The 23,123-nt window shown below is 38.8% G+C and carries 24 protein-coding genes; 21 read left to right on the top strand and 3 right to left on the bottom strand.

Translation table 11 applies throughout. The features are described from left to right. Positions 1-148 precede the first annotated feature (148 nt). The 17 genes from ATG70_RS10705 to ATG70_RS10625 all read left to right on the top strand — a co-directional run bounded on the left by ATG70_RS10705 (position 149) and on the right by ATG70_RS10625 (position 16,625). Positions 149-2,275 (top strand): HD family phosphohydrolase, encoded by a 2,127-nt coding sequence (locus ATG70_RS10705; RefSeq protein ID WP_098444290.1) that lies wholly within the window; start codon positions 149-151, stop codon positions 2,273-2,275. Then, on the top strand, positions 2,272-2,745 hold the full coding sequence (ybeY, locus tag ATG70_RS10700; protein ID WP_098444289.1) for an rRNA maturation RNase YbeY: 474 nt from the start codon (positions 2,272-2,274) through the stop codon (positions 2,743-2,745). Before ATG70_RS10705 ends, ybeY begins: the two co-directional genes overlap by 4 nt. Then, a complete protein-coding gene (locus ATG70_RS10695) occupies positions 2,729-3,118 on the top strand; it encodes a diacylglycerol kinase family protein (protein ID WP_098444288.1) in 390 nt (129 codons plus the stop codon). The genes ybeY and ATG70_RS10695 overlap by 17 nt, the downstream gene beginning before the upstream one ends. Before the next feature lie 12 nt (positions 3,119-3,130). Beyond that, on the top strand, positions 3,131-3,529 hold the full coding sequence (locus tag ATG70_RS10690; RefSeq protein ID WP_098444287.1) for a cytidine deaminase: 399 nt from the start codon (positions 3,131-3,133) through the stop codon (positions 3,527-3,529). Then, entirely contained in the window at positions 3,522-4,430 is a 909-nt protein-coding gene (gene era / locus ATG70_RS10685; protein ID WP_098444286.1) for a GTPase Era, read from the top strand. Before ATG70_RS10690 ends, era begins: the two co-directional genes overlap by 8 nt. A gap of 100 nt (positions 4,431-4,530) precedes the next feature. Next, on the top strand, positions 4,531-4,668 hold the full coding sequence (locus tag ATG70_RS10680) for a YqzL family protein (protein ID WP_098444285.1): 138 nt from the start codon (positions 4,531-4,533) through the stop codon (positions 4,666-4,668). Positions 4,669-4,707: 39 nt separating this feature from the next. Next, positions 4,708-5,457, top strand: a complete 750-nt coding sequence (recO, locus tag ATG70_RS10675; RefSeq protein ID WP_098444284.1) for a DNA repair protein RecO — start codon at positions 4,708-4,710, stop codon at positions 5,455-5,457. Between the two features lie 150 nt (positions 5,458-5,607). Beyond that, entirely contained in the window at positions 5,608-6,246 is a 639-nt protein-coding gene (locus ATG70_RS10670; protein ID WP_165996774.1) for a helix-turn-helix transcriptional regulator, read from the top strand. A 14-nt stretch (positions 6,247-6,260) separates the two neighbouring features. After that, positions 6,261-7,085, top strand: coding sequence for a pyruvate, water dikinase regulatory protein (locus ATG70_RS10665; protein ID WP_098444282.1), 825 nt, complete (start codon positions 6,261-6,263; stop codon positions 7,083-7,085). A 255-nt stretch (positions 7,086-7,340) separates the two neighbouring features. After that, a complete protein-coding gene (locus ATG70_RS10660) occupies positions 7,341-7,832 on the top strand; it encodes a YaiI/YqxD family protein (protein WP_098444281.1) in 492 nt (163 codons plus the stop codon). A gap of 19 nt (positions 7,833-7,851) precedes the next feature. Next, positions 7,852-9,672 carry a DNA primase gene (gene dnaG, locus ATG70_RS10655; protein ID WP_098444280.1) on the top strand — a complete coding sequence of 607 codons (1,821 nt, stop codon included), beginning with the start codon at positions 7,852-7,854 and terminating at the stop codon, positions 9,670-9,672. 48 nt (positions 9,673-9,720) lie between these two features. Further along, positions 9,721-10,836, top strand: coding sequence for an RNA polymerase sigma factor RpoD (gene rpoD / locus ATG70_RS10650; protein ID WP_098444279.1), 1,116 nt, complete (start codon positions 9,721-9,723; stop codon positions 10,834-10,836). Positions 10,837-11,186: 350 nt separating this feature from the next. Continuing rightward, entirely contained in the window at positions 11,187-12,326 is a 1,140-nt protein-coding gene (locus tag ATG70_RS10645) for an acyl-CoA dehydrogenase family protein (protein WP_098444278.1), read from the top strand. A gap of 97 nt (positions 12,327-12,423) precedes the next feature. Further along, the gene (locus tag ATG70_RS10640; protein WP_098444277.1) at positions 12,424-14,079 is read left to right on the top strand and encodes an AMP-binding protein; all 1,656 of its coding nucleotides are present in this window, start codon (positions 12,424-12,426) and stop codon (positions 14,077-14,079) included. A 217-nt stretch (positions 14,080-14,296) separates the two neighbouring features. Then, positions 14,297-14,659 (top strand): cytochrome c550, encoded by a 363-nt coding sequence (cccA, locus tag ATG70_RS10635; RefSeq protein ID WP_098444276.1) that lies wholly within the window; start codon positions 14,297-14,299, stop codon positions 14,657-14,659. 137 nt (positions 14,660-14,796) lie between these two features. After that, positions 14,797-15,507 (top strand): tRNA (adenine(22)-N(1))-methyltransferase, encoded by a 711-nt coding sequence (locus ATG70_RS10630; RefSeq protein WP_098444275.1) that lies wholly within the window; start codon positions 14,797-14,799, stop codon positions 15,505-15,507. Beyond that, positions 15,504-16,625: a Nif3-like dinuclear metal center hexameric protein gene (locus ATG70_RS10625; RefSeq protein ID WP_098444274.1), complete on the top strand. Its 1,122-nt coding sequence runs from the start codon at positions 15,504-15,506 to the stop codon at positions 16,623-16,625. The genes ATG70_RS10630 and ATG70_RS10625 overlap by 4 nt, the downstream gene beginning before the upstream one ends. A gap of 33 nt (positions 16,626-16,658) precedes the next feature. Here the strand turns inward: ATG70_RS10625 and ATG70_RS10620 are convergent, their stop codons facing one another. Further along, positions 16,659-17,603: a 4-hydroxy-3-methylbut-2-enyl diphosphate reductase gene (locus tag ATG70_RS10620; RefSeq protein WP_098444273.1), complete on the bottom strand. Its 945-nt coding sequence runs from the start codon at positions 17,601-17,603 to the stop codon at positions 16,659-16,661. A 93-nt stretch (positions 17,604-17,696) separates the two neighbouring features. After that, positions 17,697-18,290 carry a VrrA/YqfQ family protein gene (vrrA, locus tag ATG70_RS10615; protein ID WP_098444272.1) on the bottom strand — a complete coding sequence of 198 codons (594 nt, stop codon included), beginning with the start codon at positions 18,288-18,290 and terminating at the stop codon, positions 17,697-17,699. A gap of 304 nt (positions 18,291-18,594) precedes the next feature. Between vrrA and ATG70_RS10610 the strand changes: the two genes are divergently transcribed. Continuing rightward, positions 18,595-19,872, top strand: coding sequence for a DEAD/DEAH box helicase (locus ATG70_RS10610; protein ID WP_098444271.1), 1,278 nt, complete (start codon positions 18,595-18,597; stop codon positions 19,870-19,872). A gap of 134 nt (positions 19,873-20,006) precedes the next feature. Continuing rightward, complete coding sequence (locus tag ATG70_RS10605; protein WP_098445789.1) at positions 20,007-20,900, top strand: deoxyribonuclease IV; 894 nt, start codon at positions 20,007-20,009, stop codon at positions 20,898-20,900. 26 nt (positions 20,901-20,926) lie between these two features. On the opposite strand, the gene ATG70_RS10600 is transcribed toward ATG70_RS10605, so the two are convergent. Continuing rightward, positions 20,927-21,187, bottom strand: a complete 261-nt coding sequence (locus ATG70_RS10600) for a DUF2624 family protein (RefSeq protein WP_098444270.1) — start codon at positions 21,185-21,187, stop codon at positions 20,927-20,929. A gap of 150 nt (positions 21,188-21,337) precedes the next feature. Here ATG70_RS10600 and ATG70_RS10595 point away from each other — a divergent pair, with 150 nt between their 5' ends. Both ATG70_RS10595 and ATG70_RS10590 read left to right on the top strand, forming a co-directional pair. Beyond that, positions 21,338-22,204 carry a YitT family protein gene (locus ATG70_RS10595; RefSeq protein ID WP_098444269.1) on the top strand — a complete coding sequence of 289 codons (867 nt, stop codon included), beginning with the start codon at positions 21,338-21,340 and terminating at the stop codon, positions 22,202-22,204. 78 nt (positions 22,205-22,282) lie between these two features. After that, positions 22,283-23,083, top strand: coding sequence for a lytic transglycosylase domain-containing protein (locus ATG70_RS10590; protein ID WP_257147660.1), 801 nt, complete (start codon positions 22,283-22,285; stop codon positions 23,081-23,083). Positions 23,084-23,123 lie beyond the last annotated feature (40 nt).

Raw genomic sequence — 23,123 nt, 5'->3', positions numbered from 1 at the left:
GAGAGTCGGACTAGTGAAAAAAGGATAAGAAGAGACAAGGCGCATTAAGACGTGAACATATTATAAGATTATGGTCCATTAATTAGGGAATTCTGATAAAATATGAAGAAGAGCAGTAGAGGCCAGAACTTATGAGGTGAAGGAAGCTATGATTGCGAAGATTAAGCATTTGTTGCAAAATAATCTCCGTAATATCGAACAAATTAAAATGATAAAATGGTCGCTTTATGGACTAGTGGCACTCATTATGTACTTAACGATGTTATCAAATGTTATGCCAGAGTCCCTGGATATTACGCTATATTCAAGAGCTGATCATGATATTGCTTCACCAATTACGATTGAAAATAAAACCGCTACAGAAGATGAGCGATCAAAAGCCGCTCAAGTTGATGCGAAATATGTTTACCGTGATGAGGTTTCACAGTCCCAGTTTGATAAGTTAAATGATTTGTTTTCTGGGATAGATAAAGTGAATAAGAATGAACCCGAGGAAAAAACGACTCAAGAAAAAATATCAGAGCTTCAATCAATTATTTCAGTCTCAATGTCTGATGAACTTACAGATGATACATTAAAGCCGTTAATTGAAGCGGAACCTTCTCAAATTAGTTTAATAAAAGAACTAACGTTATCTGAGGTAATGGAAGTTATGACTGATCGTGTATCAATTGATAATTTAGAGCAATCTAAATCAGATGTTGAAGACCGATTATCTCTTACTTCGCTCCCAACTGACCAGAAGAAAGCAATGATTACAGTAGCACAGCAAAGTATTGTACCAAATTACTTTCTTGATCCAGAACAAACAGAACAAAGTCGTCAAGAAGCAATTGAAGCTGTACAGCCAGTAATGATACGCGAAGGACAAATCATTGTGGAAGAAGGCGCCATGATTAACCGAGAAGTAATGGAGCAGCTTCGACTAGCTGGTTTACTTGATGAAGGTTTTGATGCTGGTCCGTATGTAGGACTTGCTCTTCTTGTGATGTTACTTACAGGATATTTATATTATTTCTTTCAAGACGTCAAATCAAGAGTTCGTTCTTCAAATACAAACCTCCTTATTCTAGTGCTTATTTATCTCAGCACCCTTCTAGTTCTTAAGCTATCAAGCTTATTACAGGGGATAGAAGTTCCTGGGATTGCTTATATCGTTCCAGCAGCAGTAGGGTCCATGTTAATAAAGATGCTTTTTAACGAACAATTAGCAATTGCTTCAAGCTTACTTTTTGGCGTTTGTGCTGGGGTTTTCTTTAACGGAGAAATTACTGGGCCAATGAATGCTTCGCTTGGATTCTACGTTTTAATGAGTTCGCTATCAGGAGTGTTTTTTCTAGGAAAGAGAAATCATCGTTCAAACATTTTAACAGCGGGATTGCTTGTTTCACTAATAAACATAGTAGCTGTGGCTATATTATTAATGTTAAAGAATGGCCAATATGGTGGTATAGAACTTAGCTATCATTTTGTCTTTGCCTTTTTGTCTGGTTTCTTATCTTCCATGTTAACTCTGGGATTGATGCCGTTTTTTGAAGCTGGATTCCGCATTATTTCGACTACAAGGTTAATTGAATTATCAAATCCAAATCACCCCTTGTTAAGAAAAATACTCGTGGAAACGCCTGGAACTTACCATCATAGTGTGATGGTGGCAAATTTGTCAGAAGCAGCTTGTGAATCAATTGAGGCAAATGGTCTTCTTGCTCGAGTAGGCGCTTATTATCATGATATCGGAAAAACAAAACGGCCCCACTTCTTTATTGAAAATCAAATGAATATGGAAAATCCGCATGATAAGATTTCGCCTCACCTAAGTAAAACGATTATTGTATCGCATGCCTCTGATGGAGCTGAGATGTTAAGAAAGCATCGATTGCCAAAAGAAATTGTGGATATTGCTGAACAACACCATGGTACAACATTATTGAAATATTTTTATTACAAAGCAAGTGAACAGACGGATCAGACGGTTTCCGAAATGGAATTTCGATACCCTGGGCCAAAAGCACAGACAAAGGAAGCGGCAGTTGTCGGAATTGCGGATTGCATTGAAGCGGCGGTAAGATCGATGTCGAAACCAAATCCAACAACGATTGAATCGCTTGTAAGAAAAATCATTACTGACAGACTAGAAGATGGTCAATTTGACGAATGTGATTTATCACTAAAAGAGCTTGACATTGTTGCAAGAACGATTCTAGAAACGTTGAACGGCATTTTTCACAGTCGAATTGAGTATCCAACAGAAATAAAAAAGAAGGTGACTTCATGAATCTAACAATTGATTTTATTGATGAAACTGAAACATTAAAACAAGATCAGCTTGAAATGCTTGAAAAATTATTGAGCCATGCAGCAAAGGAAGAAGGGGTTGAAGCTGGAAGCGAAGTGTCCATTATGTTTGTAAATAATGAGCGGATCACGGAGATTAACCGAGATTATCGCGGCAAAGATCAGCCAACTGATGTCATTTCTTTTGCTCTTGATGACGAAGAAGAGGGTGATGATCCGATCGTATTTGATGAACAAATACCGCACCTGCTTGGAGAAATTGTCATTTCGGTCCCGAAAATAGAAGAGCAGGCAGCTGATTATGGACATAGCTTTGAACGTGAACTGGGTTTTTTATGTGTTCATGGTTTCCTTCATTTACTCGGTTATGATCATATGACAGACGAAGATGAGAAAGAAATGTTCGGTAAACAAAAAGTGCTTTTAGAGCAATATGGCCTCACAAGATAAGCGTTCAAGGCTTCTGCGGTTTTTGCGAAGTTTTCTATATGCATCGCAAGGTTTTCGTTACTTAATAAAAAATGAACAAAACTTTCTCTTCCATCTCCTAGCAGGTTTTGTGGTCGTAATAGCTGGGTTAGTGTTGGGGTTATCAGTAATTAAAATGTGTGTGTTGCTAACTGTAATCGGTATCATGCTAAGTTTGGAAGCACTAAATACAGGCATTGAAAGAACAATTGATTTAATTACGGAAGAAGAACATCCTATAGCAAAGGTAGCAAAGGATGTGTCAGCTGCAGCAGTCTTTCTTTTTGCAGTTATTTCAGTTATAATCGGTGTCCTTCTCTTTTTTGAACCGATTGCTCAGTTGTTTCAGTCATAAGGAGGAATTATAATGGAAAAGCAAATGTTGATTGAGGAAGCAAAAAAAGCAAGAGAGATGGCCTATGTGCCCTACTCAAAGTTTAAAGTAGGTGCGGCATTGCTTTCTGAGGATGGTACGGTATTTGGCGGATGTAATATTGAAAATGCTGCTTATAGTATGTGTAATTGTGCAGAGCGTACGGCTTTATTTAAAGCCTACTCAGAAGGCCATAAATCATATAAAGCCATTGCAGTTGTAGCTGATACAAAGCGTCCTGTCCCACCTTGTGGTGCATGTAGACAAGTGATCTCGGAACTATGTGACCCAGGAATGCAAGTGATTTTAACTAACTTAGATGGAAAAATACAGGAATTAACCGTCAGCGAATTACTTCCTGGCGCATTTTCACCGGAGGATTTGAATGAGTAAAGAAGTGTTTAAGTCAGGATTTGTATCAATCGTCGGTAGACCAAATGTAGGAAAATCGACATTGTTAAACGAAGTTATTGGACAAAAAATTGCGATTATGAGTGATAAAGCACAAACCACCCGGAATAAGGTACAGGGTGTCTATTCAAGAGATGATGCTCAGGTTGTTTTCATTGATACCCCAGGTATTCATAAGCCTAAACATAAACTTGGCGATTTTATGATCAAAATGGCTCAGAGTTCATTAAATGAAGTTGATTTAATTTTATTTGTGATTAATGCAGAAGAAGGTTATGGTGCTGGTGATCAGTACATTATAGATCGTTTGCAAAATGTAGAAAGCCCAGTCTTTCTTGTGATCAACAAAATTGACCAGGTTCATCCAGAACAGCTATTCCCTATGATCAATTTTTATAAAGATAAATATTCTTTTGCTGAAATTGTTCCAATCTCTGCATTGCAGGGAAATAACGTTAACACTCTCCTTGAGCAAGTTGTTGACTACCTTGAAGAAGGGCCACAGTATTACCCAAGTGATCACGTTACCGATCACCCTGAACGCTTTATTGTAGCTGAACTTGTGAGAGAGAAAGTTCTTCATTTAACGAGAGAAGAAATTCCTCACTCTGTTACGGTAGTAACCGAGCAAATGGTAAAACGTGAAGGATCTGACGTCATTGATATTCACGTAACGGTGGTTGTTGAACGTTCTTCTCAGAAGGGCATCATTATTGGAAAGCAAGGAAAGATGCTAAAAGAAGTTGGGAAACGAGCTCGTCAAGATATTGAAGCTCTTCTTGGTTCCCGTGTATTTATGGAAATCTGGGTGAAGGTTGTGAAGGATTGGCGTAATAAACCTTCATCGTTACGTGATTATGGTTATCGAGAAGATGACTATTAAGTGAAATTTTGTTAAATATTCCATCACATAAACCGACTTATGTAAGGTCAAGCTAGAGGTAAGAGATAAACTTTTTACAAAATGAAAGGTGGGATCTAAAGTGTTAGAGTTTACCTGGAAAATATTTTGTGAAACAGGAAACATTGATACTTATCTTCTTTTAAAGGAAATGGAAATACCGAATGATGAAGACAATGATTCTCTCACCGAGATGGAAGAAGTACCTCGCCTCTCTTGACCTTTTGGAATTGCAACAGGAAACGGTTGGTGAAAGTTCTTGTTAAAAAAGGTTGAAGGAATTGTAATTCGAACCGTGGACTATGGTGAAACAAATAAAATACTGACGATTTATTCGAGAGAGACGGGTAAGGTTGGCGTCATGGCAAGAGGCGCAAAAAAACCTAAAAGCCGTCTTTCTGCTGTTTCACAACTTTTTGTCTATGGACAGTACCTTTATCAGCATACATCGGGTCTTGGGGGATTGAATCAGGGAGAAATAATTGATTCGTTTCGCTCTATAAGAAATGATTTGTTTCTCACTTCTTATGCGGCATATGCAGCAGAGTTAGTTGATAAATTAACAGAAGAGAGAAAACCCAATCCCTATTTATTTGAAATGCTTTATCAAGTTCTTCATGCGTTGAATGAAGAAAAAGACCCTGAAGTTATTTTATTTATTTTTGAGCTTAAAATGCTTCGCGTTGCGGGAATTACACCACAACTAGATCGTTGTGCAAACTGTGGTCTTTCTGAAGGGAAGTTTCATTTCTCTATTAATGAAGGTGGATTACTATGTCATCGGTGTCTTTCAGTGGATCCTTATAACATTCCAATTATGAAACGGACGGCAGAACTTCTTCATTTATTTGCACATATTGATTTGGGAAGATTGGGAAATATTTCGCTGAAAAAAGAAACAAAAAAAGAGATTAGACAAATTCTTAACCTTTATTTTGATGCCTATTCCGGCCTTTATTTAAAATCAAAACGTTTTTTGGATCAATTGGACCGGTTTAAACTTGAGTAATTAGATTAGCCTGCGGAATGTAATCCGGAGGTTTTTTATTTTAAATAAAGTATTTTACAGATGGTTTTCACAAAACGATGCGGAGTACTTTCGTTAAAATGGTATAATCGTATATAATAATGAAAATAAAGTATAACCTTATTAAAGGTGGTGATTCTTATCCAATTAAACAATAGGCAGGAAACCATCCTTCAGATCGTGAAAAATGAAGGGCCGATTACAGGGGAACACATTGCAGAGAAGCTCAGTTTGACTAGAGCTACGCTTAGACCAGATCTAGCCATTTTAACAATGGCAGGGTATCTTGACGCGAGGCCGAGAGTCGGGTATTTTTATACAGGTAAAACTGGTTCGCAGCTTCTTACTGAGAAAATAAGAAAAATTAAAGTTGATGACTACAAATCAATCCCCGTCGTCGTACAAGAAAACGCAAGTGTCTATGATGCGATATGTTCCATGTTTCTAGAAGATGTCGGCACATTGTTTGTAGTGAATGAATTGGCACATCTCGTTGGTGTATTATCTAGAAAAGATCTATTAAGAGCTGCACTTGGTAAACAAGATCTTGAAAGTATACCCGTTACAATTATTATGACGAGAATGCCGAATATTACTGTATGTCAGAGAGATGATCTCTTAATCGAAGTAGCGAATCAGTTAATTGAAAAGCAGATTGATGCATTGCCGATTGTAAAAGAAGTAGAGAATGGTATTGAGGTTATTGGAAGGATAACCAAGACAAATGTAACGCGAGCACTAGTGGATCTTGCCAAAGACGAAATTATTTAGCTTAGGAGGTTTATATGACGAATTCAACGAATCGTGCTATTGTGTATGTGATTTCTGATTCGGTAGGGGAAACAGCGGAACTTGTTGTAAAGGCAGCCGCAAGTCAATTTGACCCTACCGATTTTGATGTTCGAAGAGTCCCTTACGTAGAAGATACAGCGACAATTCACGAAGTGATGACTCTTGCCAAAGAAACAAAAGCGATTGTCGCTTTTACTCTCGTAGTTCCGGAGTTAAGAAATTTCCTACTTGAAGTCGCATCAAAAGAAAATATTCAGGCTATTGATATTATTGGTCCAATGATTGACCATATGAAAACAGTAATAGGGAAAGAACCACGAAATGAGCCTGGACTTGTACATAAACTTGACGAAGACTATTTTCGTCGAGTAGAGGCAATAGAATTTGCGGTGAAGTATGATGATGGGAGAGATCCACGTGGGATTGCTCTTGCGGATATTGTGCTTGTCGGTGTTTCTAGAACTTCTAAAACCCCTTTATCACAATATTTAGCACACAAGAGGTTGAAGGTAGCCAATGTTCCTATAGTCCCTGAAGTCGATCCGCCTGATGAATTATTTAATGTTGCAGAAGGAAAATGCTATGCTCTAAAAATAAGTCCTGAGAAGTTAAATAACATTCGTAAAGAGCGACTAATTGCGCTTGGATTAAATGCTGAAGCAAGCTATGCTAATATGACAAGAATCAAAGATGAACTGGAATACTTCGATACGATTATTAATAAAATGAACTGCCAAGTTATTGATGTTTCAAATCGAGCAGTAGAGGAAACAGCTAATTTAATTTTAAGCCTTCATAAAGGGAAGCATACATCTTAATAAAAACATAACAAGAAAACACCATTATCGAGACAAAAATGTTCTCGATGATGGCGTTTTTTTATCGTTTTTATCTGTTCAATTTAATATTTTTAGTATATAATCAAATATTGTCAATAAAATTTGTCTATAATCATTAAAGAAGGCTTTCAGAAGAATATAGTAGTTATCTGAAATAGTGCGATCTAAAATTCTGAAAGTTAAAACATAAATATCAAAAGAAGGATAACTCAGGGAGATGTAGAATAGAGAATTATGACGAAAAAGAAACTGACGCTTTTTGTCGATGCAGATGCATGTCCTGTTCTAATTAAAGAAGAAATTATGTCTTTTCAGAAAGCTCTATCAGAAGTAGAAACGATTTTTGTTGCTTCTTATGCCCATATGAGCACGACGTTCCGTGAGGCGAAGTGGGTTATGGTAGACTCTGAAAAGGAAGAAGCGGATCTCTATATTCATCGCCATGCCAAAAAAGGCGATATTGCTGTGACCCAAGACTATGGTCTTGCAAGTTTGCTCCTTCCAAAAGGTGTTTTTGTTCTTTCTCCAAGAGGGAAACAGTATACAGAAGAGAACATATCGACTCTTTTACATACGCGGTACCTGGCATCTAAAAGTAGAAGAGCTGGTAAGCATACAAAAGGTCCACGAAAGTTTACCAGTGATGATCGAGTTCAATTTCGGGAAGAACTAATAAAAATATTGTCGAACTATGAAGGAGATTATTTTTATTTGTCGAAACTATAGAGTCTGTTGGTGATAAATAATGAGTGGCAGAATCCCAGAAGAAAAAATTGAAGCGATTCGCCGATCCACAGATATTGTTGATGTGATTAGCGATTATGTCCAGCTGAAAAAGCAAGGAAGAAATTTCTTTGGCCTTTGTCCTTTTCACGGTGAAAGCACTCCTTCATTTTCAGTAGCGCCGGACAAACAAATTTATCATTGCTTCGGATGTGGTGCTGGCGGGAACGCTTTTTCATTTTTAATGGAAATTGAAGGGTATAACTTTGTAGAAGCTGTTCAAAGTCTTGGACAAAAATCCGGTATTGACTTACCTGAAGTGCAAGAGAATCAGAGCGGTAGTGCAAAAACAAATTCTGAGAATGACACCATATATAAGGCCCATGACTTTCTCGCTAAACTATACAATCATTGTATGGTTAAGACTCCGGAAGGCGAACAAGCCCGTGCTTATCTTAATGAACGAGGTTTTTCGAAAGAAATGATTGAAAAGTTTCAGTTAGGCTTTGCACCTGATTCTTGGGACTATGCAACCTCGTATTTGGAAAAAAGAAACTACCCTCTCGCAAAAGTGGCTGACGCAGGCTTACTCGCCAAAAGAGAATTTGATGGAAAGTATTTCGATCGCTTTCGAAATAGGATTATGTTTCCGATTTGGGATCCAAAAGGAAGACCAGTTGCATTCGGAGGAAGAATCATAGGAGATGGCGAACCTAAATATTTAAATAGTCCGGAAACGAAGCTTTTTCAAAAAGGGAAGTTTCTCTATGGATTTCACCTTACCCGCTCGGCTATTCGCTTAAAAGATCAGGCAATCCTATTAGAAGGCTATGTTGATGTGATTACAGCATACGGAAATGGGGTACAAAACGTTGTAGCAAGTTTAGGTACGGCTTTAACGAAAGATCAAGCAAAGCTGCTGCGAAGACAGACAGAGTCCGTGGTCATTTGTTATGACTCAGATAAGGCTGGAACCAATGCTGCCACAAGAGCGGCAGACGAATTAATGGAAGCCGGGTGCTACGTTAGAATAGCAAAAATGCCAGGTGGACTAGATCCCGATGACTATATCCGGACATACGGTGCAGAACGGTTTGAAAAGGATGTAATAGGGGCAGCGCCAACGGTAATGGCTTTCAAAATGGAGGTTTTTCGATCAGGAAAAAACCTATCGGATGAAGGAGAACGAATCCGCTATATCGAAGAAGTACTTAAAGAAATTAGCCGTCTTCCTAATGCTGTTGAACGCGATCATTATTTACGACAGCTAGCGGAAGAATTCTCACTTTCACTCGATGCTTTAAAGCAGCAGGTTTCCCAGTTTTTTAAAGAGGGGAAGAAAAGTAAGGATAATGCTCCTCCGAAAAGGGATAATAATGCTAGGAAAAATTTCTATGTTAAGAAAAAGCTCTTACCAGCATTCCAGAATGCAGAACGTATCTTACTTGCTTATATGATGCGTGATCTGGAAGTGGCAGAAAAAGTACAGGAAGAGGTTGGCGGTTCGTTTAATATTGACGAGCATAGTGCGATTGCTGCATACCTGTATAGCTTTTATGCTAACGGCCATGAAGCTGACGTGAGTCAATTCATGGAGCAGCTGACTGATCCTAACCTTGTCAAAATTGCTTCTGAACTGGCCATGATGGATTTAAATAATGACGTGTCGGACAAAGAATTACATGATTATATCCGGCAGGTGTTAAATTATCCAGAATGGATAAAGATAGAAGAGAGAGAAAAAGAAAAGAAAGAAGCGGAAATGAAGCAAGATTTTGTCCAGGCAGCCAAGATCGCTATGGAAATTCTTGAAATGAAAAAGAACTTAAAAAATTCATTTTAAGATAATGACTGATTTTTATTGTTGAGATGTATGGAAGGAGGGGATCGAATGGCTGAAAAACCAACTCGCCAACCGGCGGAAGGTGAATTAACCATCGATCAAGTGAAAGAGCAGTTAGTAGAGCTTGGAAAGAAAACAAGCTTAATTACTTACTCTACGATCGTAGAACGGTTGTCCCCATTTGAACAGGATTCCGATCAAATGGATGAATTCTTTGAATATCTAGAGGAACAAGGTGTTGAAGTCATCGAAGATACTTCTGATAATCCTTCGCCTCAAGAAGTTAATAAAGAAGAAGAATTTGATTTAAACGACTTAAGTGTTCCTCCGGGTGTCAAAATAAATGATCCGGTTCGTATGTACCTAAAAGAGATTGGCCGTGTAGACCTTCTTTCTGCAAAGGAAGAGATTAGTCTAGCACAACGTATCGAAGAAGGTGACGAAGAGGCTAAGCGTCGTCTCGCTGAAGCAAACCTTCGACTTGTTGTTAGTATTGCGAAAAGATACGTTGGACGAGGCATGCTCTTCTTAGATTTAATTCAAGAAGGGAACATGGGACTCATTAAAGCAGTTGAAAAATTCGATTATCGTAAAGGGTACAAATTTAGTACGTATGCAACGTGGTGGATTCGTCAAGCCATTACTCGAGCAATTGCAGACCAAGCTAGAACGATACGTATTCCCGTTCATATGGTCGAAACGATTAATAAATTAATTCGAGTTCAGCGTCAACTTCTTCAAGATCTTGGGCGTGAACCATCACCTGAAGAAATTGGTAAAGAAATGGATCTTTCTCCAGAGAAAGTCCGTGAAATTCTTAAGATTGCTCAAGAACCTGTCTCTCTTGAAACGCCTATTGGTGAAGAAGACGACTCCCACCTTGGAGATTTTATTGAAGATCAAGATGCTCTTGCGCCATCGGATGCTGCAGCTTATGAACTGCTGAAAGAGCAGCTTGAAGATGTTCTAGATACGCTAACTGATCGAGAAGAAAACGTATTGAGACTTCGTTTCGGGCTAGACGATGGGCGAACAAGAACGCTAGAAGAAGTAGGACGCGTCTTTGGCGTTACGCGTGAGCGAATCCGACAGATTGAAGCAAAAGCTCTTCGTAAACTTCGCCATCCAAGCCGTAGCAAACGATTAAAAGATTTTCTGGAATAGACTTACTTACTCTCTGACTGCTTAAGCGGTCAGAGAGTTTTTTATTATTTATTAGCGTTTATGTCTCATTCGTATTTAACTTGTTTATTTAGCCAACGAAGAATTACTATGTGGATTAAAGAATACATTTCTTGTCATTTATTTTACTGATTTTTCTTTCGTTTTGCAAATGACCGTTTTGAAAATAAAAGTACTGCCTCTTGTCATAATAGGCTTTAGAGTCTTAGTAACAAAAAAATAATATATAAAATTATTTTTATTTTCTAAAATGTTGAAAAAATTACATCTAAAAGAGATAATAAAATGTAAGCGCATTCAATTTGGTGGTATTTATAGGAGGTTATATGGTAATGAATTTTGACTTAACGAAAGAGCAAAAAATGATTCAAAAGATGATTAGAGAGTTTGCAGATGAGAAGGTTGCACCTGGTGCAGAACAAAGAGATAAGGAAAAGAGGTTTCCTAAAGAGATTTTTCAACAACTCGGTGAACTGGGTATTATGGGTCTTCCATTTCCAGAAGAGTACGGTGGAGGAGGAGCAGATACAATAAGCTTTGCCATTGTCGTAGAAGAATTAAGCCGTGCGTGCGGGTCAACTGGAATTACTTATTCCGCTCACGTATCGCTTGGAGGAGCACCGCTGCACCTGTTTGGCACAGAAGAACAGAAGCAAAAATACCTTGCACCAATTTGTTCTGGAGAGTCATTGGGTGCATTTGGATTAACAGAGCCTAATGCCGGATCAGATGCAGGAGGGACAGAAACAGAAGCCTTTCTCAATGACGGCCAGTGGGTTATTAATGGGAATAAGTGCTATATTACAAATGCATCTTACGCCGATCATCTTGCATTAACGGCGATTACAAATCGTAAAGACGGCGAAAAAGAAATTAGCGCTATAATTTCGCCTACTTCCGCACCTGGCTTTAGAGTGATTGATAATTATGAGAAATTAGGATTGCATTCGTCGAATACAACGGAACTTGTTATGGAAGACGTCGTCGTACCGGAGGAGAACCTACTTGGGAAGCGTGGAGATGGCTTTAGACAATTCCTTATGACGCTTGATGGTGGAAGGATAGGGATTGGTGCTATGGGTGTAGGAATTGCTCAGGCGGCTTATGAGAAGGCGTTACAGTATGCAAATGAACGGAAGCAGTTTGGTCGATCAATTTCACGTTTTCAAGCCATACAATTTAAATTAGCAGATATGGCTATGAAAATAGAATTAGCTCGCACAATGGTATACAAAGCTGCCTGGTTAAAAGACCAGGGTAAAAAGTTCACAAAAGAAGCCTCTATCTGCAAATTATATGCTTCAGAAATCTGTATGGAAGTTTGCGACCAGGCAGTTCAAATTCACGGTGGAAATGGCTATATGCGTGATTATCATGTCGAGCGTTATTTTAGAGACGCGAAACTACTTGAAATTGGCGAAGGAACATCAGAGATTCAACGAATGGTCATTGCTCGTGAAATTGGTTGTTAAACTGAACGAGCGCTCGGTTAGATGAGATGTGTTGGGAATTGCTTTTGATTCAGTATACATGCGAGTTATAACATGGTAATTAAAAAGGGGTGCGACTATGACGAAATTGCTTCATGAGACAATTGGGGCGATGCTTGAGAGACAGGTTCATCAATTTGGCTCGAAAGAAGCTGTCGTATATGCAAAAGAAAATGTTCGGTACACTTTCAGTGAATTTAATAGGGAAGTTAATTCAGTTGCAAAATCGCTACTTGATTTAGGTGTGGTCAAAGGAGAGCATATTGCCGTATGGGCAACGAATGTACCAGAATGGCTACTATTGCAATTTGCCACTGCTAAAATAGGTGCGGTGCTTGTTACTGTGAATACGAACTATCAGTCAACTGAATTGGAGTACGTTCTCAAGCAATCTGATGCCACTCATCTATTTATAATTGATGGTTTCAAAGGTACTTCTTATCCAAAAGCCTTTCTTGATCTGACGAAAAGTGGTGACCAGGTTATTAATGGGAAATGTGCCTTGCATGATCTCCCTTATTTAAAACATGCGATTTATATCGGATCAAATCCACAATCTTCTTTTATGTCATGGAATGAATTCCTTCAATGTGGTAAGTCAACGTCAGAAGAGGAGTTGAATATAAGAAAGAAAGAGCTTGATCCTGATGATGTGATCAATATGCAATATACGTCAGGGACTACTGGTTTTCCAAAAGGTGTTATGCTTACTCATTACAATATCCTTAATAACGGCTATCAGATTGGCCAGTGTATGAAACTAACAGAAGAAGATCGTCTCTGTATTCCAGTGCCTTTCTTTCATTGTTTTGGCTGTGTATTAGGTACTTTAGCTGCTTTTTCAGCAGGAGCCACCATCGTTCCGATTGTTGAATTTGAGGCGAATCTTGTATTGAAGACGGTGGAACAGGAGAAGTGCACAGCCCTACACGGTGTACCTACGATGTTTATTGCAGAGCTCAATCTTCCTGAATTTGATACATTTGATTTGCGATCTTTGCGTACCGGAATCATGGCTGGAAGTCCTTGTCCAATTGAAGTGATGAAAAATGTGATGAACAAAATGAATATGGAAGAAATTACGATTGCTTATGGTCAAACGGAATCTTCTCCAGTTATTACCCAAACTAGAACTTATGACCCGATTGAATACAGAGTAAATTCTGTTGGTCAAGCTTTACCTGGTGTTGAGGTTAAAATCGTAGATCCTCTAACGAGTAAAGAAGTTCAGGAAAATCAGATAGGAGAATTATGTACAAGAGGTTACCATGTGATGAAAGGGTACTATCACATGCCCGATGCGACGAAGCAGGTAATTGACCAGGACGGTTGGCTACATACCGGAGATTTAGCGAAAATGAATGAGAGCGGGTATGTTCAGATTACAGGGCGATTAAAGGATATGATCATTCGTGGTGGGGAGAATGTGTACCCTCGAGAAATTGAAGAATTTTTATATACACATCCTGCTGTTCAGGACGTTCAAGTTATTGGTGTTCCAGATGAGAAATACGGAGAAATCGTTGTGGCTTGTGTACAATTGAAAGAGAATGAAACGATTACCCCTGCCGATATTCTTCATTTTTGTGAAGGGAAAATTGCAAGATATAAAATCCCGTCTCATATCTTTTTTGTCGATGACTATCCAATGACTGCTTCTGGAAAAATCCAAAAGTATAAACTCCGTGAAACCGCGGTAAAGTGGACTAATTTTCATTCTAATTTAGAAAAATAAATGATATGAACTGGCATCAGTAATTGTGCTGATGCCGTTTGTTTTATTGAGAAAATTTGCTATCATAGAGATAGAGTGAATAACTATGACAAATATGTGATTTGCCTCGCTTCCCCTTTTCTTTCATAGCGTTTTCAAGTAAAATAAGTTATGATTTGTTTACTCTTACATATTTGGGGAAAACGACATCAGCGAATCGGTACAAGGAGGAAAAGAAATGAAAAAGAATCCGCTTATTCCATTTGCTTGGACAGCCGTTATCGGATTAATTCTCATTATTGGTGTTTCTTTCTGGGCATTGCAACAGGACGGCAAAGAGAGCGCTGAGGGCGAAGGTGAAAAGCAAGAACAGGCTGAAGCAGCTGCACCTGAAGATATTTACGCTCAAAATTGTGCATCTTGTCACGGTGGTGATCTTGGTGGCCAGGTAGGACCAGCTCTAAATGCGGTTGGAGGAAAGTACTCCAAGGATGAAATTCTCGACATTATTAATAATGGTAAAGGCTCCGGAATGCCTGCGGGACTCATTCAAGGAGAACAAGCTGAAGCAGTTGCTCAGTGGCTTTCCGAGAAAAAATAAGAAGCGAAAAAAGCTTTCTGTGAGAACAGGAAGCTTTTCTATTTGGAAGAAAACCTAATTCCTTTTGATGCGAATTTCTGTTATCAAGAAATAGTAAAGGGTAAACTATAAAGAAGAAAATTGGGTAAGGTGAAGAAATGAACGATAAATTATTGTCAGAGCGGTTAAAAACGGTAGCAAACTTTGTTCCAGTAGGAAGTAGTGTAGCGGATATTGGATCTGATCATGCGTATTTACCTTGCTACTTAATGAATAAACAGCACATCACGTTTGCAGTAGCAGGTGAGGTAAATGAAGGTCCTTATCAATCAGCCGTTAACCAGGTTAAACGTAGCGGCTTCACGAGAGAAATCACAGTGCGTAAAGGTAATGGTCTTGAAGTACTTTCTCCTGGAGAAGTAGATGTCATTACAATTGCTGGAATGGGCGGTCAATTGATTCGGGATATTCTACTAGAGGGAAGAGAGAAGTTAGCGAACGTAAAGCGACTGGTCCTACAACCTAATGTGGCTGCACATCTTCTCCGTGAACGACTTTCCGATTTAGATTGGGAGCTAGTTGATGAATGCATTCTTGAAGAAGATCATAAGGTTTACGAAGTTCTTGTGTTCGATGCAGGAAATGGAAAGCGTCCTTATGAAGGAATGTCTGATAAAGAGCTACGAAAAAGTATGTTAGTTGGTCCGATACTTATAAAAAATCAAAACGAAGCCTTCCGGACAAAGTGGCAAAATGAATTAACGAAGAGGGAACGGATCTTAACGTCGTTAACAAAAACACACGGTGTTTCAGATAAAGAAGCACAGGTGAAAAATGAACGGGACATTATTAAGGAGGTTCTTTCATGAGTAAGCTAGTTTCAGGGCAGGCAATTATTCAAGAATTTGAATCCTGGTCTAAAAAGAAATATGCAGAAGAGGGAGACCCGATCGGGCTACAGGTTGGCAGTCTTAACAAGAAAATCAAGAAAGTCATGACTGCACTTGATGTTCTTCCCAATGTTGTTGAAGAAGCGGTGAATGAAGGAGTCGATTTAATCATAGCGCATCATCCTATCCTTTATCGACCGCTAAAAAAAATTAATTTAGATACAGCTCAAGGGAAAATGATTGAAACGCTGATTAAGCATGATATTACAGTGTATGCTGCTCACACGAACTTGGATGTGGCCCCTGGTGGTGTGAACGATATGCTGGCAGAAGCGTTAGGATTAAAAGATACAAGCGTTCTCGTGGAAACATTTCAGAGAGAGCTAAAAAAGGTTGTCGTTTTTGTACCGGCATCTCACCAGGAAGAGGTAAGAAATGCTCTTGCTAACGCAGGAGCTGGCTCTATAGGAGAATATAGTGATTGTACCTTTACTTCTCAGGGGACCGGAAGGTTTAAGCCAACTGACCATGCACAGCCGTTCATTGGTAAGGCGGGCGCTTTAGAATCTGTAGATGAAGTGAAAATTGAAAGTATCTTCTATGCGGATCACCAAGCAGCAATTATAAATGCTATAAAGAAGGCGCATCCATACGAAGAAGTAGCTTATGATATTTATCCACTTGATAATGAACCAGAAAAGTTAGGTCTAGGAAGAATTGGTCAACTTGAAACTGAGATGAGCTTAGAAAGCTTTGCCGGTTTTGTGAAAGAAAAGCTTGGTGCAGGTGGCGTTCGGATTGTCGGAGATCTCCAATCTACGATTAAAAAGGTAGCTGTATTAGGTGGAGACGGTAATAAATTTATAAACGCAGCTCGCTTTAGTGGAGCAGATGTTTTTGTCTCAGGTGATATTTATTACCACGTGGCACATGATGCTATGATCGAAGGGCTCCAAATCATAGATGCAGGACATAATATTGAAAAAATCATGGTCGAGGGCGTGCGTAAGAAATTGTTAGCTTTTCTAGAAGAGAAGCGATATGAAACAGAGATTATTTCCTCTCAAGAGAAAACTGATCCATTCCAATTTAGATGAAAAAAATCCCGCCACTACAGGCGGGATTTTTTGTTACTTTTTCACTTTTACTTTAGGAAGGATTTTGGATGAAGGTACCTTTCTTTCCCGTACCCACGTATCTTCATCTTCTGGATCATATTGATCAAGAAAACGGATCACTTCTTTCGTAATTGGAGTTGGAGTAGAAGCTCCAGCAGTCACACCGACTGTTTCAACTCCTTTGAGCCACTCAAGTTGTAATTCTGAAATGTCGGTAATTCTGTATGCAGGTGTTCCTGCAACTTCAATTGATACTTGCGCAAGGCGGTTCGAATTATTACTTTTTGGGTCTCCGACGACAAGAACTAAATCTGTATCACCAGCCTGTTCGGCAACGGCTTCTTGACGTACTTGAGTAGCATTACAAATTTCATTATGGATAACGGCATGCGGATACCGTTCAGTCGCTCTTTCCATAATTTCTTGTACATCCCACTGACTCATTGTCGTTTGGTTTGTAATAATAATCTTTTCACTGTTAATTTGAAGATCATCGACTTCTTCTGGTTTTTCAACAAGATGCACGATTTCAGGAGCGATTCCCATGGCTCCTTCAGGTTCGGGGTGTCCTTTTTTACCAATATAAATAACGTGATAGCCTTCTTGTTGTTTTTCACGAATTAAATCATGTGTTACCGTCACATCGGGGCAAGTAGCATCAAGGACAGTTAACCCCTTTTCTTCAGCTAGCTCACGAACTTGAGGCGAAACGCCATGAGCAGTGAAAATAACCGTTCCGGATTCTACCTTCTTAAGAATTTCCATACGGTTCGGTCCATCAAGGGTAATAATGCCATCATCTTCAAAAGCATCTGTTACATGTTTATTATGAACGATCATCCCGAGAATAAAAATCGGGCGCGGTAAAGTTTTATCAAGCGCTGCATTGCGTGCAATGACCATTGCATCCACAACGCCATAGCAATAACCTCTAGGTGAAATTTTAGTTACTTTCATCGAGTACCTCCTCAATCCATTCATGGATTGTTGTATAACTGATCTCTCCTAATTATAAAGGAGATATCGAGATAACTCAACGAAACACGTTGGTTAAACATAGAGTTTAGGTTTTGATTTAATACTTTGTTCATTTGAAACCGGTTTTGATTTTTTCTTTGCGTTTGTTATTGGAGGGGTTTTGCCTTTTGTTTTTTTAGAAGATTTCTTTGCTTTCTTAGGTGTTTCGTCTGCTTCGCTATCTTCATCATCTTCTGTTTCCCCTGAGGATTTTTGGTATTCTTTAAATAAAGCGATCATTTCTGGCAGTTGTTTTACCATTGGTCCGTATTGCTGTACCATAGGTTTAATTGTGTCGGCAGCTTGCATCACTTTTTGAACATTTTGGATCATGCCCATCATATCCATACCACCCTGGCCGGCACCAGGAAGAAATCGAGATAACATCCCAGCCTGCTGAGGAAAACCAGGTATCGCCCCGCGCATTGCTGGAAATGAACCTGGAGGCATAGGGAGTCCACCTGCTTGCGTTCCGCCACCGCCTAAAAACCTAGATAATAGTCCTCCAGTTCCTGTTTGTGGAGGCTGTGAAAAGCCTGGGCCGGGACCTTGAAACCCTCCGCCGGAAAATGGAAAGCCCATGCCAGGACCCGGACCACTTTGAGGGGAGGGAGGAAATTGATTCATGTCATACCCTCCTTCTTATAACTTGACCAAAATAAACTGTTGGTACTATTAAGGTATGCTGAAAAAATAGAAGGTGTGAGAAGGTACAATATTGGGCAATACAAATAATAGAAAAGTTTTTAACTCAGATCTGCCTTCTTTAAGCATGGAATCGCTTCTAAAATAAATGCGAAGGAAACGTAATATTTCTATTATATGACAGTGCATGCAAAATCAGAGTGGAAGGTCTTTTCTGAACGTATGGCGCTTTACGTGAATTTGCTTTATAATACAAAGTGGATTAATGGATGGAGGAACAACGATAATGAAACAATTTGATAGATTAGAGCTTAAGCCATTCTTAATTGAAGCGCTAGAAGCTCAGAAATTCACAAGACCAACTGAAATACAAGAGAGACTTGTGCCAGCTATACGTAATGGTGAGAGTGCAATTGGACAATCACAAACGGGATCAGGTAAAACACTTGCTTTTCTTTTACCGCTTATTCATCGTATTGACCGTGAGAAGAATGAATGTCAGGCCGTGATTACAGCACCAACTCGCGAACTAGCTGATCAAATATATAATGAAGCATTAAAATTAATCGAACCGCTTTCAGAAGAAGAAGCGATTTCCATCAAAAAAGCCGTAGGTGGAACGGATCGGAAACGCATGATTAGTCGGATGAAAAATACGCCACATATCGTGATTGGAACACCAGGAAGAATTAAAGACCTTGTTGAAGAGCAAGCTTTAAGCGTTTTTCCTGCAACTATGCTCGTAGTAGATGAAGCTGATCAGATGCTAGATATGGGTTTCATTGAAGATGTGGATTATATTGCTTCAAGAATGGCAAAAGAATTACAAATGCTCGTATTCTCTGCAACAATTCCAAAGAGTCTGCAACCATTTTTGAAGAAATATATGGACAACCCTAAATTTGTTGAAGTCAATGCTGAGCAGGTAACGGCTGATAAAGTAGAAAATATTTTTATACCAGCCCGATATCGTGAGAAGAAAGAGTTGCTGCTTAATGTAACAAAAGCCATCAACCCTTATTTAGCTCTTGTCTTTACAAATACGAAACAAACGGCTGATGAAGTAGCTGACTTTTTAATTGAGAACGGGCATAATGTAGAGCGACTTCACGGCGGTGTTCAAGCTCGTCAACGCAAGCAAATTATGAAGAAAATTCAAGAAGCTGAATGTCAGTATGTCGTAGCGACAGACCTTGCTTCACGAGGGATTGACATAAAAGGCGTGTCGCACGTTATAAATTTTGAATTACCAAAAGATCTTGATTTCTATATTCACCGCGTAGGTCGAACAGCACGTGCAGGTCAGGATGGAATTGCTTATACACTTGCAGAGCCTTCCGATCAACAAGCGATTCAAAAGCTGTCAGCAAAGGGAATCAGTATTGCATATAAAGAGGTTAAGAACGGGGAATGGGTAGAAGCGAAACCTGTAACTCCTCGTAAAAAACCAACTTCATCAAAGCCGGACGTTTTTGTACCAAAGCCAAAGAAAGTTAAACCAGGGTACAAAAAGAAAATGCAACAAGAGCGTGACAGAATTCAGCAAAAGCAACGTAGAAAATAACTCAAAAACCCTCTTAACACAGAGGGTTTTTGTCTGCTTTATTATGATAAATGCTGTAGTTGGATGTGATGTCGCTATTGTGTCATCAAATGAGGAGAATGGAAACAAAGTTAAAAAAGGAAGGGCTGAAGATAATGTTAAAAATAGGATCTCACGTTTCAATGAGTGGAGATAAAATGCTACTTGGAGCAAGTGAAGAAGCTGTGAAATATGGTGCAACAACTTTTATGATCTATACGGGTGCCCCTCAGAACACAAGGCGTAAGGCGATTGAAAAACTCAACATTGAACAGGGTGCCGCTCACATGAAGGAACATGGCATTCAGGATATTGTCGTACATGCTCCGTATATTATTAATATTGGGAATACAACAAAGCCAGAAACATTTCAGCTTGGAGTTGATTTTCTTCGTTCCGAAATCGAACGGACCCATGCTCTAGGCGCCCGTCAAATTGTCTTACACCCGGGTGCTCATGTAGGAGCGGGGGCAGACAAAGGGATTCAGAAGATTATCGAAGGATTAAATGAAGTTCTTACACCGGAGCAAGAAGTACAGATTGCTTTAGAGACAATGGCAGGGAAAGGGTCTGAATGTGGAAGAAACTTTGAAGAACTGGCTCAAATTATTGACGGTGTGACGCATAATGAGAAGCTATCTGTCTGTTTTGACACGTGTCATACTCACGACGCGGGCTATGATATTGTTAATGACTTTGATGGTGTATTAAATGAATTCGATCGTATTGTTGGGATAGAGCGATTGAAGGTTCTTCACGTAAATGATAGTAAAAATGAATGTGGAGCAGCGAAAGACCGCCATGAAAATATTGGTTTTGGTTATATTGGTTTTGATGCTCTAAATAAAGTGATTCATCATCCGCAATTAAAAGAAATTCCCAAAATCCTAGAAACACCGTATGTAGGAGAAGATAAGAAAAATAAGAAAGCGCCGTATAAACTTGAGATTGAAATGCTTCGTAATAAGAAGTTTGATGAGGATTTAAAAAACAAGTTAATGACTGTCTAACAAAAAACCGCTTTAGCGGTTTTTTGTTATTGATTTAAAAAAGATAACATTAACTTATTTACACGTGATGCAACGGAAGGACTAACTTCACGGCTAATTTTCAATAAAATGCGCTTTCGCTGCGTTTGATTTGCAATATCGATATTTTCTTGTTTCAATATTTGGACGATTTTCTTTGCATCTCCTGTTGTAAGTGTAATACCATATTGTTTAGATAGCTGAAGTAATTCTTCAGCCGTAATACGGTTCAATTTGAAGTTTACAAGTTGAAGTTGTATTGGATTCATCACGATGCCCCCTTTGCCTATCTCATACTATGCATCCTCCTTGTGATGGTGTTCAAAATTGTGTAAGAAGCTTTCGTGTCTTTTAGTACAAGGAGAATTTTAATATAATAAGTATTAAGATCCTTACTTTGGAACTTTCTGGAGGGTGTAATGGAAAAAAAACAGCATAGGAAAGAAAGTAAAACGCACTTAATTTACCGATTACTTATGATTATGATTGGCGCTTTTCTCGCTGCAGCCGCTATTGAATTGTTTCTTGTTCCTAATCAATTAATTGATGGAGGGATAATCGGCGTTTCTCTGATTCTCGATCATCTCACACCCTTTAATTTTGCTATTTTAGTGGTTGTTTTAAATCTTCCGTTTATGTATTATGGCTACAAACAAATTGGAAAAACGTTCGCATTTTCAACCTTATTTGGAATTATAGGGCTTGCGACTTTTGAAACGCTCCTTCATCATACTGCGCCATTTACCACTGAGCCAATTTTGGGTACGGTGTTTGGTGGGCTAACTTTAGGACTTGGAGTTGGGCTAGTTATTCGACATGGAGGCTCAATGGATGGGACGGAAATATTAGGTATTCTATTAACAAAAAAAATCCCCTTTTCAATTGGCGAATTTGTTATGTTTACAAACATTTTTATTTTTACCTGGGCTGGTTTTGTTTTCAGTTGGGAAAATGCCATGTATTCTGTAATGGCGTATTATATTGCATTTAAAACAATAGATACCGTCATTCAAGGTCTTGATGAAACAAAAGCAGTATTGATTGTATCAGATTTATATGAGGAGATTTCTGATGCGATCCTTGATCGACTTGGTAGAGGAACAACAAAACTGGTTGGCAAGGGTGGTTATACTGATGAAGAAAAAGAAGTAATCTACGTGGTTATCACTCGTCTTGAGGTTACAAAGCTTAAAAGTGTTATTTATGATATTGACCCTCACGCATTTCTTACGATTATGAATACGCAGGAAACGAGAGGTGCAAAATTCAAATCACCGATTCATTAGGCTCCTTAAATTGGGGCCTTTTTTCTTATAAAAGGATGTTCATTGATGAGCAAAATAGTAGAAAGGTTTGAGATATAAATGTTAGGGTATAAACTTAACTGGTGCTCTTCAGCTTTATTAATACCAGTTGTAAAGGAGTGCAACACTATCAATTTTATTCAAAACAACCTAAAAAAAACTCTGTCAATGATCACTGCTATTGTTCTAACACTTGTACTAGCTATCATTCTCGTACAATTCCACTTTTTTAACGAACAAGTTGCCGATGCGAAAACAACGGTTGGGGAGTTGGATCAAAAATCTTCCCAGAACGATCAGATCAAAACACAGACAGCGATAACTAGATTAGAGAAAGAAACAGGTTATTCACTCGGTACGCAATCAGTGAGTGTAGAAGAATGGAAACAAGCAAAAGCATACTCTGAGCAATTTTATAATGACAGTGAAGGAAAGTTTAACAAAAAGTGGGGATTATTTCTAACTTACCAGTCAATGAAAGCAGATATTGATCCTGCAATTGCTTATGAGCTTTTAAAGGTAGAAACAGGTAATACGTTTGATCCAGAGCTTATCGGGCCAGAAACAAAATATGGGCATGCGTATGGCATGGCTCAATTTATGAAGAATACCGCCCCGTGGATTGCTGATATGGCTGGAATTGACTACTCGGAAGAAAAATTATTTGACCCTTATTTTTCAATAACCCTTTCTGTCACTTATCTTGATTATCTTTATGACAAATACGATAATTGGGATGAAGCCCTGACGGCTTATAACCGTGGCATCGGTGGATTAAAAACCTATGTAGCAAATGAAGGAACACCTAGAAGTGGTTATTCAGACGAGATTCAAGAAATGGCTAGTAACCATGATATGTAGTTGAAATAGCACCTTCGCTTCGTTCATAATGGAAGCGAAA

This window comes from Bacillus sp. es.036 (assembly GCF_002563635.1).
GTDB lineage: Bacteria > Bacillota > Bacilli > Bacillales > Guptibacillaceae > Guptibacillus.
Note: the sequence above shows the minus strand (reverse complement) of the source record. Positions and strands in the feature narration are given on the sequence as shown.